Annotated in this window: 10 protein-coding genes and 1 pseudogene; 6 read left to right on the top strand and 5 right to left on the bottom strand. The window is 70.8% G+C overall.

Translation table 11 applies throughout. The annotated features are described in order from the left end of the window. Positions 1-61 precede the first annotated feature (61 nt). From DAETH_RS21930 to DAETH_RS21910, 5 genes are all read left to right on the top strand, one after another. Positions 62-1,453 carry an aldolase/citrate lyase/malate synthase family protein gene (locus DAETH_RS21930; protein ID WP_264778241.1) on the top strand — a complete coding sequence of 464 codons (1,392 nt, stop codon included), beginning with the start codon at positions 62-64 and terminating at the stop codon, positions 1,451-1,453. Next, the gene (locus DAETH_RS21925) at positions 1,450-2,694 is read left to right on the top strand and encodes an allantoate amidohydrolase (protein ID WP_264778240.1); all 1,245 of its coding nucleotides are present in this window, start codon (positions 1,450-1,452) and stop codon (positions 2,692-2,694) included. The genes DAETH_RS21930 and DAETH_RS21925 overlap by 4 nt, the downstream gene beginning before the upstream one ends. Continuing rightward, positions 2,694-4,067, top strand: a complete 1,374-nt coding sequence (locus tag DAETH_RS21920; protein ID WP_264778239.1) for an allantoinase — start codon at positions 2,694-2,696, stop codon at positions 4,065-4,067. The genes DAETH_RS21925 and DAETH_RS21920 overlap by 1 nt, the downstream gene beginning before the upstream one ends. 2 nt (positions 4,068-4,069) lie before the next feature. After that, positions 4,070-4,825: a (S)-ureidoglycine aminohydrolase gene (gene allE / locus DAETH_RS21915; protein WP_264778568.1), complete on the top strand. Its 756-nt coding sequence runs from the start codon at positions 4,070-4,072 to the stop codon at positions 4,823-4,825. Positions 4,826-4,960: 135 nt separating this feature from the next. Beyond that, complete coding sequence (locus DAETH_RS21910; protein WP_264778567.1) at positions 4,961-6,700, top strand: NAD-dependent malic enzyme; 1,740 nt, start codon at positions 4,961-4,963, stop codon at positions 6,698-6,700. 143 nt (positions 6,701-6,843) lie between these two features. On the opposite strand, the gene DAETH_RS21905 is transcribed toward DAETH_RS21910, so the two are convergent. From DAETH_RS21905 to DAETH_RS21885, 5 genes are all read right to left on the bottom strand, one after another. Then, a complete protein-coding gene (locus DAETH_RS21905) occupies positions 6,844-8,244 on the bottom strand; it encodes an NCS2 family permease (RefSeq protein WP_264778238.1) in 1,401 nt (466 codons plus the stop codon). Positions 8,245-8,408: 164 nt separating this feature from the next. After that, positions 8,409-9,728 carry a guanine deaminase gene (gene guaD, locus DAETH_RS21900; protein ID WP_264778237.1) on the bottom strand — a complete coding sequence of 440 codons (1,320 nt, stop codon included), beginning with the start codon at positions 9,726-9,728 and terminating at the stop codon, positions 8,409-8,411. Continuing rightward, positions 9,725-10,576 (bottom strand): xanthine dehydrogenase accessory protein XdhC, encoded by an 852-nt coding sequence (xdhC, locus tag DAETH_RS21895; protein WP_264778236.1) that lies wholly within the window; start codon positions 10,574-10,576, stop codon positions 9,725-9,727. The genes guaD and xdhC overlap by 4 nt, the downstream gene beginning before the upstream one ends. A gap of 1 nt (position 10,577) precedes the next feature. Next, positions 10,578-12,953 carry a xanthine dehydrogenase molybdopterin binding subunit gene (gene xdhB / locus DAETH_RS21890; protein ID WP_264778235.1) on the bottom strand — a complete coding sequence of 792 codons (2,376 nt, stop codon included), beginning with the start codon at positions 12,951-12,953 and terminating at the stop codon, positions 10,578-10,580. Continuing rightward, on the bottom strand, positions 12,950-14,356 hold the full coding sequence (locus DAETH_RS21885) for a xanthine dehydrogenase small subunit (protein ID WP_264778234.1): 1,407 nt from the start codon (positions 14,354-14,356) through the stop codon (positions 12,950-12,952). The genes xdhB and DAETH_RS21885 overlap by 4 nt, the downstream gene beginning before the upstream one ends. Positions 14,357-14,887: 531 nt before the next feature. On the opposite strand from DAETH_RS21885, the pseudogene DAETH_RS21880 reads away from it, so the two are divergent. Further along, positions 14,888-15,986 (top strand): annotated as a pseudogene (locus DAETH_RS21880) (transposase). The last annotated feature ends 48 nt before the right edge of the window (positions 15,987-16,034 follow it).

The raw sequence follows: 16,034 nt of genomic DNA, 5'->3' as shown, positions 1-16,034 counted from the left end.
CCCGCGAAAGACCGCGACGTTCCTCCTTTCCCGGCCTGCCCGGGCCCCTCTGGAGACTCCCGTGACCACATCCGACCCTGCCGTTCACCGCAGCCTTCAGGGCCTTTTCGCCGAACGCTGGCGGGCGCTGCTCGCGCCGACCCCCTGGACGCCGGGCTTCGACCCGCGCGGGGCGGCCATTCGTCAGGCCGAGTGGCGGGTCGCCCCACCACCGGGGGAACTGCGGGCCCGCCAGGTCGAGCAACTGGTGGAGGCCAGCGATGCCGGGGCGCTGGAGCGGGCGCTGGTGGCCTCCCCCGACGCGTTGATCTTCGACTTCGACGACACCTTCTCCCCCACCCCGGCGAATGTCCGCGCCGGGCACGCCCACCTGGGGCGGCTGCGGGGGCAGGCCCGGCCGCTGGTGATGCTGCGCCCCCGCCCGCTGTACATGCAGGAGGCCGGTCCCGGGGGCAGTGAGGCTCACAGCGCCACCATCAATGATCTGGCGGCGTTCGTGGAGGCGTTTCGTGAGCGCGAGCACCCCTACGTGTACATCCCCAAGCTGGAATTCCCCGCCGAGGCCGAGTTCTGGAACGACCTGCTCTCCGAGACCGAGCGGCACTTCGAGCGGGCGGCGGGCAGCATCCGGGTCTGTCTTCAGATCGAGACGCTGCCCGGGGCCTTCCACGCCGAGGAGCTGCTGTACGTGCTGCGGGAGCGGGCCTTCGGCCTGAACGCCGGGCGCTGGGACTACGTCTTCAGCGCGGTCAAGTGGCTGGGGAAGGACCCGCGCTTCCGCCTCCCCGAGCGGGCCGAGTTGCACATGGGGCGGCCCTCCATGCAGGCGTACGAGCACCACCTCGCCCGGGTCTGCGCCCGGCGGGGAGCCCAGGCCATCGGGGGCACCGCCGCGCTAGCGCCCGATCCCCAGGACCCCGCCCCCGCTCTCGCCGTCGTCCGGGCGGACAAGGAACGCGAGGCGGCCCAGGGCTACGTGGCCGCCTGGGCGGGGCTGCCCGACCTGATCCCCACCGTCCGTGCCGTCTTCCAGTCCGCACCCCCGGCCTCATCGCCACCACCCCTGCCCGAGGCCGAGGTGGAGGCCAGACTGCTGGCCTTTCCCCACGCCCAGAAAGTGCCCCTCGCCGCCGTGCGCGACACCATCGGTGTGGCGAGCGACTACCTCCGCGCCTGGCTGGCCGGGCAGGGCGTCATCGTGCGGCAGGGGCGGGTGGAGGACACTGCCACGGCCGAACTCGCCCGCGCCCAGCTCTGGCAGTGGGTTCATCGCCGGGTTCACTTGGATGACGGGGAGGTGGTGACGCCCGAGCGGTTCGAGGAGCTTCTGGCGGAGCAGACGGACCCGCAGGAACCCGCCGCGAGACTGCTGCGGGCCCTCGTCCTTCCCGAGTCCTGCCCCGCCTACTTCCCACAGGTGGTGCGGACGCTGGATAAGGTGGGGTTCCGATGACCCTTGTTTCCGACTGGACCGCCCTAGCCGGGCGAACCCTCGCCTGCTGCCTGGAGATCGCCGCGTGCACCGAGGTCCCCGGCCAGATCACCCGCACGTTCCTCTGCCCCCCCATGCACGAGGCACACGCGCGGCTCGACGCCTGGGCCGCCTCGCTGGGCCTTCAGACCCGCGAGGACGCCGCCGGGAACTGGCGCGCGACCCGCCGCAGCGCCCGACCGGGTGCCCGCACCCTGGTCGTCGGCTCGCACCTGGACAGCGTGCCGGACGCCGGGGCCTACGACGGCGTTCTCGGCGTGGTGCTGGGGCTGGCCCTGCTGGAGGCGCTCGGGGACACCCCCCTCCCCTACCATGTCGAACTGGTGGGCTTCAGCGAGGAGGAGGGCGTGCGCTTCGGCGTGCCCTTCATCGGCAGCCGTGCGCTGGTCGGCACGGCGGGCGAACTGCTGGAGGTCACCGACGCGGGGGGCAAGACCGTCGCGCAGGTCATCGCCGAGTACGGGCTGGACGTGGGCCGACTGGAGGAGGCGCGGCTCACGGGCGACGTGCTGGGCTACCTGGAGATGCACATCGAGCAGGGCCCGGTGCTGGAGGCGGAAGGGCGGTCACTCGGTCTGGTCGAGGCCATCGCCGGGCAGTCGCGGCTGGACCTGACCTTCACCGGGAAGGCCAACCACGCGGGGACCACCCCGATGGGGCTGCGACGCGACGCGCTGACGGGCACGAGTGCCTTCGTGCTCGCCGCCGAGAACCTCGCCCGGAGTACACCCGGCCTGGTCGCCACCGTCGGCTCGCTGACCCCGCTGCCGGGAGCGAGCAACGTGATTCCCGGCGAGGTCCACCTCACGCTGGACATCCGCCACGCGCGGGACGAGGTGCGGCTGGGCGCACTGGATCAACTTCTGACCGTGGCCGAGGGGATCGCGCGGGAACGCGGCCTCACCTTCTCTCACCAATTGCGGATGGAGGAACACGCCACGCCGATGAATCCCGCCCTCACCGTCCTGCTCGGCGAGGCCATGAGCGCCGAGGGACAGGTCGCCGTCCCGATGGTCAGTGGCGCCGGGCACGACGCGATGCTGGTGGGGCAGGTCTGGCCCGCCGCGATGCTCTTTCTCCGCAGCCCCGGCGGCCTGAGCCACCACCCGGACGAGGCCGTGCTGGAGGAGGACGTGGAGGCCGCCCTGCGCGTCGGTGCCCGCTTCCTGCGCCTCCTGGCCGAGCGCGAGGAGGCCCGCTGATGTACGACCTGCTCATTCGCGGCGGAAATGTCGTCGGTGAGGAGGGTGTCACGGTCGCCGACCTCGGCGTGGAAGACGGGCGCATCGTCGAGGTCGCCCCGGAGCTGGGCGGCCCGGCGCGCGAGGAGCTGGACGCGCGGGGCCTGCACGTCTTTCCCGGCGTGGTGGACGTGCACGTCCATTTCAACGAGCCTGGCCGCACCGACTGGGAGGGCATCGCCACCGGCAGCCGCGCCCTGGTCGCGGGGGGGGGCACGGTCTTCGCGGACATGCCGCTCAACAGCACGCCGCCCGTGCTCGACCGCGAGACCTTCGAGGCCAAGCGGCAGGCGGCGGAGCGGGAGTCGTACACCGATTTCGCCCTCTGGGGCGGGCTCACCCCCCGCAACATGGACCGGCTGGGTGAACTCGCCGAGGCGGGCGTCATCGGCTTCAAGGCCTTCATGAGCCACAGCGGCCTCGCGGAGTTCGAGTCGCCCGACGACTACACCCTGTATGAGGGTATGTGCCAGGCGCGCGACCTTGGCCGCATCGTCGCCCTGCACGCGGAGAGTGACAGCCTCACCAGCGGCCTCGCGGCGCGCATCCGGGCGGAGGGGGGCCGGGGGGTGCGTGACTACCTCCGCAGCCGCCCCGCCATAGCCGAGGTCGAGGCCGTCACCCGCGCCCTGCTGCTCGCCGGGGAGACGGGCGCGCGGCTGCACCTCGTCCACCTCTCCACCGGACGGGCGGTGGCCCTGGCGATGGAGGCGAGATCGCGCGGCGTGGACGTGAGCGTGGAGACGTGCCCCCATTACCTCTGCTTCACCGGGGAGGACATGGAGCGCCTGGGCGCGGTCCTGAAGTGCGCCCCACCCCTGCGGGACCGGGCCGAGGTGGACGCGCTGTGGGAGGCCGTTCGGGCCGGTTCCATCCACACCATCGGCTCCGACCACTCGCCTAGCGCCCCGGGGCTCAAGGAACGGGACGACTTCTTCGAGGTGTGGGGCGGGATCGGCGGCGTGCAGTCCACCCTCGCGGCCCTGCTCACCGAGGGCCGGACGCGCGGCGTGACCCTGCCCCACATCGCCCGCCTGCTCGCCCGCGCGCCCGCCGAACGCTTCGGACTCACCGGGAAGGGCACGTTGGAACCCGGCGCCGACGCCGACCTCGTGCTCGTGGACCTGGAGGCCGAGTGGGTCCACACGCGGGGCGACCTGCACACCCGCTGGAAGTACAGCCCCTACCTGGGGCGCACCTTCCGGGGACGCGTCCGCCGAACCCTGCTGCGCGGGCAGACCGTGTACCTGGACGGCACCTTCCCCCACCCCCCGCAGGGCCGCTTCCTGGCCCCCTCCCCCGCCGCTCCCGTTCCCCAGGAGGTGACCCCTTGACCCTGAAACAGCTTGGTCAGACCCGCAGCGTCGTCGCGCCCGAGTTCGCGCTGCTCACGCCCGAGACCTTCATCCGCACGACCGTCGCCGAGTGGCGGAACACCTCGTGCATGGTCCACATCGCCCCGGTGATCGGCCAGGGCGCCCGCTTCACCCAGTTCACGGCGGAGATGGGGCCGGGTGCGGAGGCAGGTCCCCCACCGAAGGACATTCAGCGCTTCGTCTTCGTGCTGGGCGGCGAGGTGGAGTTGCAGGTAAACGGCGACACCCACCGCCTCACCGAGTACGACTACGCCTACCTGCCCGCCGGGACCGAACACACCCTGCGCTCGGAGAACGGGGCCCGCGTCTCTGTCTTCGAGAAACGCTTTCACCCCCAGCTTGAGGGGCTGCCCGCGCCGCAGGTCTTCCTCGGCAACGAGCGCCAGGTGCCCGGCACCGAGTTCGAGGGCGACCCCACTCTCATCGCCCGCAAGCTGCTGCCCGACGAGCCCAGCTTCGACTTCATCGTGACGACCATGAGCTACGCGCCGGGCGCCACCCTGCCCTACGTCGAGATTCACTACATGGAACACGGCCTGCTCATGCTGGAGGGCGAGGGCATCTACCGCCTCGACGAACGCTTCCTACCCGTGACGAAGGGGGACGTGATCTGGATGGGCGCTCACTGCCCGCAGTGGTACGGCGCCCTCGGGAAAACCTGGAGCAAGTACCTCCTCTACAAGGACATGAACCGCCACCCGCTCGAAATCCGGTAGCCCTTCGGGGAGGAAGGCCGCCGTGTCCCCGGCACCACGACACATCCTGTCACCTGTTTGAAAAACCTATTCACTCGTCGAAACCCACTGCGTTCCCGTCCGACAGGAGCCGCCATGACCACCACTGAGGACCGCCTGCCGCTCACCGCCCACTACGACGTGCGCCGCGACGCCGCCGGGCATCGCTACCTCGAACCCTTTGTACGGGGCTTCGACCTCACCCGGATTCCGCTGCTGAACAAGGGCACGGCCTTCACCGAGGAGGAGCGGGAGGCGCTGGGGCTCGACGGCCTGATCGCGCCGCAGGTGGACTCCCTGGAGACGCTGGTGGACCGCCTCTACCGCGACTACGTGCGGGTGCAGGAACCGCTCGACAAGCACGTCTTCCTGCGTGACCTGCAAGACCGCAACGAGGTGCTGTTCTACGCCCTGCTCGCCGCGCACGTGGAGGAGATGCTGCCGGTCGTGTACACGCCGACCGTGGGCCTGGCGGTGCAGCAGTTCAGCCGGATCTACCGGGTGCCGCGCGGCCTGGTGCTCTCGACCCGCGACATCGACCGGGCGGAGGGGACGCTGGCGAATGTACCGCTGAACGATGTGCGCATCATCGTGGCGACCGACTCCAGCGCGATCCTCGGCATCGGGGACCAGGGCTTCGGGGGACTGGGCATCTCCATCGGGAAGCTCAGCCTGTACGTCGTCGCGGGGGGCGTGGGGCCGGACAAGACCCTGCCCGTCGAACTCGACGTGGGGACCAACCGCCAGGACCTGATCGACGACCCGGATTACCTGGGGGTGCATCACCGCCGCCTCACGGGGGACGAGTACCTGGCCTTCGTGGACCGCTTCGTGGAGGCGACGCGCAGGCGGTATCCCAAGGCGATCATCCAGTGGGAGGACTTCTCGCGCGACGCGGCCTTCACCGTGCTGGAGCGGTACCGCAAGGTGGTGCCGAGCTTCAACGACGACATCCAGGGGACGGGCGCGGTCGTGCTTGCGGGCCTGTTGAACGCCTGCCGACTGAAGGGCGAACGCCTGCGGGACCAGCGCATCGTAGTCCACGGGGCCGGGGCGGGCGGCATCGGGGTGACGGACGCCCTCAGAAGGGGCCTGATGCGCGACGGCCTGAGTGACGAGGAGGCCCGCGCCCGCCTGTTCGTGCTCGACCAGACGGGACTGCTGCTCAGGGACCGCGAACTGGACGGCTACAAGCGGCCCTACGCGCACGACTCCGCCACCCTGGACTTCACATACGCGGACCGCGCACTGGGTCTGTTGGAGACCGTGCAAGGGGCGGGGGCGACCATCCTGGTGGGCCTTTCCGGCGTGGCGGGGGCGTTCGGCGAGGACGTGGTGCGGGCCGTTCAGGCGAATACCCGCCAGCCCATCGTGTTCCCGCTGTCCAACCCCACCGCCCACTGCGAGGCGTTGCCGGAAGACGTGCTGCGCTGGACGAACGGGGAGGCGCTCGTCGCCACGGGCAGCCCCTTCCACCCGGTCGAGTTGGGGGGCCGCACCCATCCTATCGGGCAGGGGAACAACGCCTTCATCTTCCCGGGGCTGGGCTTCGGGGCGATCCTGGCGGGGGCGCGGGAGATCACCGACGAGATGGTGCTGGAGGCGGCGTATGCCCTGGCCGATTACACCGGGCGCGAGCATCCGGAGCGTCTCTATCCGCCGGTGGCCGACCTGCCGGGCGCCAGCGTGGAGGTCGCCGCCCGGGTGATCCGGCAGGCCCTGCGCGACGGGGTGGCCCAGGAGCCGGGCCTGGGCGAACTGGACGACCCGGCGCTGACCGAGCGGGTGCGGGCCAAGTTCTGGCGGCCGAAGTACCTGCCCTTCCGCGCTCCACGGGCAGACGGGGCCCGCTCCTGAAACCCCTCGCCTGAGCCCGTCAGCAAACGCGCTCCACTCCGGGGAGGCCGCCCCTGCGCGGACCTCCCCTGCCTTCCGCCGCTGGGAAAAGGGTCCCGGACACACGGCCTGGGACCCGGATTCCTGAATGGGACCGGGCGACGCTACCCGCCCATCAGCCAGATGTACCGCACCAGCAGCAACGCGGCGACGACGTACAGGATCGGGCTGACCTGCCGCCCCCGCCCGCTGAACAGCTTGATCGCGCAATAACTGATGACGCCCAGGCTCACCCCGTTGGCGATGGAGAAAGTCAGCGGCATGGCGATCACGGTCAGGAAGGCGGGCAGGCCCTCGCTGATGTCGTCCCAGTCCACATGCCGGACACCCTCCATCATCAGGGCACCGACGAGGATCAGGGCCGGGGCGGTGGCGGCCCCGGGAATCGCGGCAGCCAGCGGCCACAGGAACATGCTCAGCAGGAACAGCACCCCCACCGTCACGGCGGTCAGGCCGGTGCGTCCCCCCTCCCCAATGCCGCTGGCCGACTCCACATACGCCGTCGTCGTGCTCGTGCCCATAAACGCCCCGAACATCGCCGCCAGCCCGTCCATAGCGAAGGTGCGGCGGGCGCGCGGCATGTCCCCCCGCTCGTCCAGGTACCCCGCGCGCTGGGCGAGGCCGGTCAGGGTGCCCGTCGCGTCGAAGAAGTCCACGAAGAAGAAGGTGAAGACGACGCTCAGCAGACCGAGACCGAGTGCCCCGGCGATATCGAGGTGCCCGACCAGCGACCCGGGCCAGACCGGCGCGTCGAGGATGCCGAGGAGACGGCCGTCGAAGCCGGGGAAGGACCGCAGGGCGCCCTCGGGGCCACCCGCGTACACCGGTGCCCGGGTCACGATGGCAATGGCGGTGGTGGCGAGGATGCTCCACAGGATCGCGCCCGTCACCCGGCGGCTCATCAGGACGGCGGCGACGATCAGCCCGAGCAGGGCCAGCCACACGGGCGCGGCGGTGAGCGACCCCAGGCCCACCAGCGTCGCCGGGTTGCTCACCACGATCCCGGCGTTCTTGAGGCCCAGGAAGGCCAGGAAGGCCCCGATCCCGCCCGTGATGGCGAACTTGAGCGAGGTGGGAATCGCCCGCACGATGGCCTGCCGGGCACCCAGGACGCTCAGCAGCACGAACAGGATGCCGCTGATGAACACCGCCCCCAGCGCGGTCTGCCAGGGAATCCCCAGCCCCTGCACGACCGTGAAGGCGAAAAAGGCGTTCAGCCCCATCCCAGGCGCCTGCGCGAAGGGGTACTTGGCGACCAGCCCCATCACCAGCGACCCGAAGGCCGCCGCGATGGCGGTCGTCATCAGGAGTTGCACGAAGGCGTTGGGAACCTGGATCGCCGTGGACAGCACCTGCGGGTTCACGAAGAGGATGTAGCTCATCGTGAGGAAGGTCGTCAGGCCCGCCCGCAACTCACGGGGGACAGTCGAACCCGAGGCCCGCAGGCCGAAGTAGCGGTCGAGGCCGGAGCCGGTTGCGGGACGGGATGCAGAAACGTCGGACATGCTCAGTCTCCTGTCGGAAAGCCCCTGGAGCGGGGCAGGACATCGAAGGCTGGAAAACCGGGAGCATAGGGCTCCCACCCAGGCGGCCGACGTGGCCCGTCCGGGGCGAAGCACCAGCAGCCTGGGTTAAGCCGGGGGACCGTCCCGGGCGCGGGAGAGCCGGGTCACACGCGGACCTCGCTGGGGGTGGCGGGCCGTTGATACACCCGGTCGCCCTCCACCCAGACCCCGGCCACGTCCGCCCCGGTGCCCAGGGTGAAGAGGGCGGCCAGGGCACGCTCGGGGCCCTCCGCGTGCCGGAGGACCGTCGCCAGCGTGCTGCCCTCCGGGGGGCGCAGGTACACCGCGTCGAAGGCCTTGCCCGCGCCGAAATCGCCCGTCCGGTCCTGCAAGTCGAGGGCCTCGGCGCCTGCCCGCGTCGCCAGGTACAGCAGGTGCGCCGGGGCGAGCGGCTGCCCCGCCTCGCCGAGAAGCTGCTGCATGAAGTAGGCCTGCAACCCCTCCTTGAGCATCGAAAAGCCCGTGCCGCCCCCCACGTCCGTGCCCAGCGAGACGTGGACGCCTGCCTGGAGGTGGCGGCGCAGCGGGAAGAGGCCGCTTCCCAGGGACGAGTTGCTGCAAGGGCAGTGCGCGGCGGTGCAACGGTAGGCTGCCATCACATCCAGCTCGCGCCCCGTGGGGTGAACGTTGTGGGCGAGGACGCTGTGGCGGGTGACCAGCCCCGCGCGCTCGTAGGTGTCTAGGTAATCGCGGGCGCCCGGGAACAGCCCCCGAACCACCTCGATCTCGCGCGGGCTCTCGTTGATGTGGCTGGTGAAGCGCACCCCCGGGAACTCCCCCATCAGCGCCCCGCAGGCGTCCAGGATGCCCTCACTGGCCGACAGGGCGAAGCGCGGGGTGACGGCGTAGAGGGCGCGGCCCGTCCCGTGCCAGCGTTCGATCAGCGCCCGGCCCTCGGCGTAGGCGCGCTCCGGCGTGGTGTGCAGTTCGGGGCGCAGCAGGCGGTCGGAGACGACCTGCCCGGCGACCACCCGCAGGCCGGTCCGCGCGGCCTCCTCGAAGAACACGTCCATCGCGGAGGCGTAGTGGCTGCCGAACACCAAGGCGGTCGTCGTGCCGTTCGCGGCCAGCGCGGACAGGAACTCGCGGGCGACCGCCCCGGCGTAGGTGGCGTCGGCCAGCCTGGCCTCCTCCGGCAGGGTGTTGCGGTCCAGCCATTCCAGCAGCCCCATCCCCAGCCCGCCGAGCACCCGGACCTGCGGGTAGTGGACGTGGGTGTCCACGAAGCCGGGCAGCAGCACGCCGCCGCGCAGGTCAACGACCTCGGCGCGGGGGTGGGCTGCCCGCAGGTCCGGGTAAGGTGCGGCGGCCAGGATGCGACCTTCGTCCACCAGCAGGGCCCCGTCGTCCAGCGTGTGCAGGGCGTCCGGCACGGCGAAGGGGTTCTCGGGCGTGTGCATCAGGGTCGCGCGGTAAAGCTTCATGGGGTCCTCTGGGGGATGGGGGCGGGAGAGACGGCGGAGAACTCGGTCGCCTCCAGCACCTGCTGAAGCTGCGCGGCCACCCCCAGGGCGATCACCGCCGGACTCTTGCCACGGATGCCGGGAAGGCCGACCGGCGTGGTGATGCGGGCGAGGTCGGCCTCCGTGTGGCCCACCTCCTTCAGTTGCTCCTGGAAGCGCAGCCACTTGACCCGCGACCCGATGAGTCCGACGAAGCCCAGGTCTCGGCGGCGCAACGCGGCGTCACACAGGGCGGCGTCCTCGGCGTGGTCGTGGGTCATGATCACGAGGTGGGTCCCGGCGGGCAGGTCCGCTAGGGCCAGCTCGGGAATCGGCGCGTGGTGGACGTGGAGCCGGGCGGCGCCGCCCGGGAGCCCGGCCAGCCGCTCGGGGGTGAGTTGTCCCTCCCGCGAGTCGATCAGGTGGAGCCTCACCGGCAGGGTGCTCAGGATGTTCGCCAGCGCGAGCCCCACATGGCCCACCCCAAAGACGGCGAGGTGCGGGCGTGCGGTCTGGAGGGGTTCGAGGAGCAGCGTCACCTCTCCGCCGCAACACTGCCGCCCATACTCGTTCGGGGCGCGGTCCGTGAGCCGCAGGGTGAGCAGTTCGGGGGTGGTCGCCCGGCAGGCGAGCAGCGCCCGTGAACGCTCCACGGCGGTCGCCTCCAGGTTGCCGCCGCCCACGCTGTCCCAGGTCTGCTCCAGGCCGACGACCATCTTCGCGCCCGCCTCCCGGGGGGCGTGGCCGCGCACCACCACGACGGTGACGAGGACGCCCGGCCCGCCCTGGTCCGCGAGGCCCTGCACGGCCTCCAGCCAGCCGCCCGGCATGTCAGTCCGCCGCCACGTGGGAGGGAGGGGTAGGCCGGGCGCTGGCCTGCCGCGCCGCGTCGAGCGCCCAGTACACGGCCTCCGGGGTGGCCGGGCTGGCAAGGAGGGTGGAGTGACCTTCCGGGCCAAAAGCGGATGCCGCCTGCCGCAACGCCTCGCGCACACTGATCGCCAGCATCAGGGGCGGCTCGCCGACCGCCTTGGAGCCGTACACCACGCCGCTCTCGGTCGCCCGCTCCAGCAGCGCCACGTTGAAGACCTCAGGCATCTCCGAGAAGCTGGGGAGCTTGTAGGTGCTCGCCGCCTGGGTGGCGAGGCGGCCCCGGTAAGGCCCGTCGGAGGTGTCCCAGCGCAGATCCTCCAGGGTCAGCCAGCCCGCCCCCTGCACGAAGCCGCCCTCGACCTGCCCGAGGTCGATCAGCGGCGAGAGGCTGTCACCCACGTCGTGCAGGATGTCCACCCGGCGCAGGCGGTAGGCGCCGCTGAAGCCGTCCACCTCCACCTCGCTCACGGAGGCGCCGTAGGAGAAGTACTTGAAGGGCTCGCCCTGCATCCGCTCGCGGTCCCAGTGCAGGCCGGGGGTGCGGTAGTACCCGGCGGCCCAGAGCTGCGTGCGGGCGTGATAGGCGTCGTGGACGAGCCGCGCGAAGGTCAGGCCGCGCTCGGGATGCCCCAGCGGGAAGACCAGCCCGTTCTCGAACCGCACGTCGTTCGGGTGGACGTAGTCGCCGAAGCGCCCCGCCGCCACCGCCGCCAGCCGCCCCTTGATCTGCTCGCAGGCGTCCTTGATCGCCCCGCCGTTGAGGTCCGCGCCGCTGCTCGCCGCCGTCGCCGAGGTGTTGGGCACCTTGTCCGTGCGGGTGGGCGCGAGCCGCACGCAGGAGAGCGGGACGCCGAGGGCGGTCGCCGCGACCTGAAGCATCTTCGTGTGCAGCCCCTGGCCCATCTCGGTGCCGCCGTGGTTGATGAGGACCGAGCCGTCCTTGTAGACGTGGACGAGGGCGCCCGCCTGGTTGTAGGCGGTGAAGTTGAAGGAGATGCCGAACTTGACGGGCGTCACAGCGAGGCCGCGTTTGGTGTGGGGATTCGCCGCGTTGAAGGCCCGCACCTCCTCCGCCCGCGCCGCGAAGTCCGAGCGGGCGAGCAGGGTTGCCCAGAGGTCCTCCAGCCGCTCGGCATGGCGCACGGGCTGGCCGTAGGGGGTGCTCTCGCCGGGGCGGTAGAAGTTGCGGCGGCGCAGTTCGTGGGGTTCGAGCCCCAGGAGCGGTGCGCAGCGGCCCAGGATGTCCTCGATCACCAGCATCCCCTGCGGCCCGCCGAAGCCCCGGAAGGCCGTCTGCGAGGTCTTGTTCGTCCTGGCGATGCGTCCGTGAACCTCGACGTGCGGGATGAAGTAAGCGTTGTCGATGTGGCACAGGGCTCGGGCGAGCACCGGCTCGGAGAGGTCGAGGCTCCACCCGCCGTCCGAGGTGAGGGTGGCCTGGAGGGCGAGGAGCTGCCCGTCCGCGTTGAAGCCCACCCGCCAGCTCGCGTGGAAGGGGTGGCGCTTGCCGGTCAGGGTGAGGTCCTGCTGGCGGTTCAGGCGCAGGCGCACCGGGCGGCCCGTGAGCACCGCCCCCAGCGCGGCAATCGCGGCGTACCCGTGGGGCTGCATCTCCTTGCCGCCGAAGCCTCCCCCCATCCGCAGGCACTGGACCGTGACCTGATGGCTGGCGAGCCCCAGGACGTGCGCCACGATCTCCTGCGTCTCGGTGGGGTGCTGGGTGCTCGACTGCACGAAGACCTGCCCGTATTCGTCCACGGTGGCGAGGGAGGCGTTCGTCTCCAGGTAGAAGTGCTCCTGCCCGCCTATCTCGAACTCGCCCTCAAAGACGTGGGCGGCCCGCGCCAGGCCATCCTCGGCGTCTCCCCGTCGCAGGGTGGGCTGGCCCCCCTGGAAGGATTCGGCGGCGATGGCCTCCTGCACCGTCACCAGAGCGGGCAGCGGTTCGTACTCCACCTCGACTCGCAAGGACCCCAGCCGGGCGGCCTCGATGCTGTCGGCGAGGACCCAGCAGACCGCGTGGCCGTAGTACATCACCTCGCTGGGGAAGAGCGGCTCGTCGTGCTTGACCCCCGCGTCGTTCAGCCCCGGCACGTCGTCGGCGGTGAGGACCCGGACCACGCCGGGCACGGTGAGGGCCGGGCCTACGTTCAGGCGCGTGACCTGGGCGTGGGCGTGGGGGGCCTGGAGCGGCCAGGCGTGGAGGAGCTCTCTGAGGCGCACCCCCAGGTCGTCGGTGTAGAGGGCGTGTCCGGTGACGTGCAGCTCGGCGCTCTCGTGGGGGATGGCCTCACCCACCGCGCCGACGGGGGGACGCTCGTGCAGGCTGGTCATAGGGTCACCTCCCGGGCGGTCTTCTCGAAGTAGAACTTCAAGAGGGCCCCCTCCAGCATCGCCGCGCGGTAAGCGGCACTCGCGCGGTGGTCGTCGAGGGGGGTGCCCTCGCCCCGCAGGACGCGGGCGGCCTCGCGCACCGTCCGCTCGTTCCAGGGGCGCCCGTTCAGCACCTCCTCGGTGGCGAGGGCGCGAATCGGTGTGGCCGCAACCCCGCCCAATCCAATGCGGGCGGAGCGTACCACGTCGCCGTCAAGGTCGAGCGCCACGGCGACCGCCACGCTGGAGATGTCGTCGAAGCGGCGCTTGGCGATCTTGTAGAAGCCGCTCCGGGGCGCCAGGGGCAGCGGAACCCGCACGGCGCGGATGAGTTCACCGGGCTCACGCCGCGTGCGCCGGTAGCCGGTGAAGTAGGCCGAGAGCTGCACCTCGCGCTCGCCCTCCCGCGAGGCCAGCACCACCCGCGCGTCCAGGGCGAGCAGCACGGGCAGGCTGTCCCCGATGGGCGAGGCCGTGCCCAGGTTGCCGCCCAGCGTGGCACTGTTGCGAATCAGGCGCGAGGCGAAGAGGGGGAACAGTTCGTCCAGCAGCGGCACCCGGCCCGCCAGCCGCCGCTCGACCTCGGAGAGGCTGAGCGCGGCGCCGATCTCCACATGGTCCGCGTTCCAACCCAGGGTCCGGAGTTCGGGCAGCCCGTCGAGTGCGATGGTGACAGCGGCGCGTGAGTGGCGGAGGTTCACGTCTACCCCCCAGTCGGTGCCGCCCGCGAGGAGCACGGCCCCGGGCTGGGCGGCAAGCAGGCCGAGCGCCCCCGCGAGCGTCGTGGGGCGGTGGAACTCGCCCTCCGGGGTGGTCAGGTGGGTGGCCTGCGGGGTCGGAGCGGGCCCCTCGCGGCGCCGGGCGAGGGGGTCGTCCTCCGACGGGCCCCCCAGGGCGAGGGCCGCATCACCTATGGGACGGTAGCCGGTACAGCGGCAGAGGTTCCCGCTCAGGGAGTGAATGTCGAACTCCGCCTCGGGCCGGTCCTCCCGGTAGTACTCGGCGGCCATGCTGACCACGAAGCCGGGCGTGCAGTACCCGCACTGCGACCCGCCCCGCACGGCGAGTTCACGCTGGACGGGGTGGAGCCTCCCCGGCGCCCCCAGGCCCTCGGCGGTGACGACCTCCGCCCCGTTCAGGGCCGCGAGCAGGACGAGGCAACTGTTCACGGACTCCAGGCGGGTGCCGCCGTCCCCGGCGGGGCGGGCGACCAGGACGGCGCAGGCGCCGCACTCACCCTCCGCGCAGCCTTCCTTGCTGCCGGTCAGGCCAAGGTCGCGCAGCCAGTTCAGGAGGGTGGTGTGGGGCTGCACCCCATGCGCCTCGCGGGGAACGCCGTTCACGGTCAGGGTGATGCTGTCCATCCTTGCTCCTTTCCCACGTCAGGGAGAATCCAAAAAAGCGTCCGCCCCGTGTCTGGCACGCGCCGACCGGAAGGGGTCAGGCGCATGGTTGACGCACGAGGCGGACCGCTGGTTATCCATGCAGAACAGTGGTCAGGGTTGTGACTGCAAGAAGAGAATACTGAGACGTCTACTTACTTTGCAAGAGGCCGGGAGTGTTGGTTCGACCCGGTCCAAGGATCGGCAGCGCCCGACGCTCGGTGTGGGGGTGGGGACAGAGGATGGTTCATTCGTCCAACGAGCGGTGCCGAGGGGGGAAGCTGGAGTGACGGGGCGGTGCCGTTGGCGCGGACAACCTCGTCCTCTCCCATGGACGGACACGACAGACCGGCGGGCCGCTGCACGTGTTGGGGTCCCCGTTCCGAACGACGAGAAGGTTATGGGTGCTTCGAGAACAATGGAAGCGACGGCGTGAACGAGATCGAGGATATTCCTCATCTCTTGCACCTGAGTAGGTAGCCAGAAAGCGCTCCCAGACGCGAGAAAGAGGGTGTGTATGACCTCAAGCTTCGCGGGGAGCGCGCCTCCCCAAACGGCAGACGCGCTGCTCGCCATCCCGACCAGTCCGTACCAGAAGCGCAGCCTGGAGGCTGCGCTGGGGCTCTTTCTCGACCTGAAGACGAAAAAGGCGCTGCACCGGGCCCACACGGTGAGTGCCAGTGCGCTTAGTCGCTTGCTCAACGTGTACGAGTGGAACACGGCGGCCTGTTGGACGACCTTGGTGCAGGCTCAATGGGACGCCCTGCTGCTCGCCGCCCGCCGCAAACACCACCCTCGCTTACGGCTGTGTGTGGACCTGACCAGCGTCCCGAAGACGGGACGCGAGCTGCCCTTCGTCCGCGTGCAGGGCGAGGTCTACGGCCTTCATCTGGTGGTCCTGTATGCGGTGTACGGAGACCTGAAGTTGCCTGTGGGCTACCGGGTGTACCGGGGGCAGGGGTCCCCTGCCCCCGTGCGTCTCGCCCTGGAGTTGCTGTCAACCGTTCCAGCAGAGGTCTGCGAGCGGTTTGACGTGTGGGTGCTGGCGGACAGCGGCTTCGAGTTCGCCGCGTTCCTTCAGGGAGTGCGGGACCTGGGCTTCGAGTTCGTGGTGGGGGTCCGTTCCACTCGACGCACCGACCATCCTGGTCACGTCACGGTGCAGGACTGTGAACACGGGAGCTGGATTCACCTGGCCAACTGGCCGTGGGACACGCTCACCCTGGCCCGGGTTGACCGAGGGCAGCGCACCTTTTTCTTCGTCGCCTCCCAACTGCTCCCGGGCGACCAAGTCGCCCGGGAAGGAGCACGGCGCTGGGCGATCGAGTCGTTGTCGTTGTTTAAAGAGGCGAAGCATGGCTTCGGGCTGAATCGGTTCGCGTTGCAAACCGCCCAAGGACTGGACCGCTGGGTCCTGCTCGTCTTTGCCGCGTTCACTCTGGCGATGCTCTGCCGCGCCGACAGCCTCTCGTTGGAACAGGCGGCCGAAGTCGCGGCTCGAATGGCCCTGCCCCTGTTGGTCGTTCAGCGACTTGCTGTACAGCTCTGGCAAGAGGAGGAATTCCTGCGCCAGCACGGCTATGCACTCTCCCTATCCAGGTGCAAGTCCTGAGTATTCCCGCGCCGGGCCGAGGTCGCCCGCCTGTGCCTGCCGCGTAGC

It is taken from the genome of Deinococcus aetherius (genome assembly GCF_025997855.1).
GTDB lineage: Bacteria > Deinococcota > Deinococci > Deinococcales > Deinococcaceae > Deinococcus > Deinococcus aetherius.
This window is presented reverse-complemented; position numbering and strand designations above follow the sequence as displayed.

What these genes read in the sequence shown, in the direction of transcription:
- DAETH_RS21925 (WP_264778240.1), top strand. Translation starts at nt 1,450, where the DNA reads ATGACCCTTGTTTCCGACTGGACCGCCCTAGCCGGGCGAACCCTCGCC.
- DAETH_RS21920 (WP_264778239.1), top strand. Translation starts at nt 2,694, where the DNA reads ATGTACGACCTGCTCATTCGCGGCGGAAATGTCGTCGGTGAGGAGGGT.
- DAETH_RS21905 (WP_264778238.1), bottom strand. Translation starts at nt 8,244, where the DNA reads ATGTCCGACGTTTCTGCATCCCGTCCCGCAACCGGCTCCGGCCTCGAC.
- guaD (WP_264778237.1), bottom strand. Translation starts at nt 9,728, where the DNA reads ATGAAGCTTTACCGCGCGACCCTGATGCACACGCCCGAGAACCCCTTC.
- xdhC (WP_264778236.1), bottom strand. Translation starts at nt 10,576, where the DNA reads ATGCCGGGCGGCTGGCTGGAGGCCGTGCAGGGCCTCGCGGACCAGGGC.
- xdhB (WP_264778235.1), bottom strand. Translation starts at nt 12,953, where the DNA reads ATGACCAGCCTGCACGAGCGTCCCCCCGTCGGCGCGGTGGGTGAGGCC.
- DAETH_RS21885 (WP_264778234.1), bottom strand. Translation starts at nt 14,356, where the DNA reads ATGGACAGCATCACCCTGACCGTGAACGGCGTTCCCCGCGAGGCGCAT.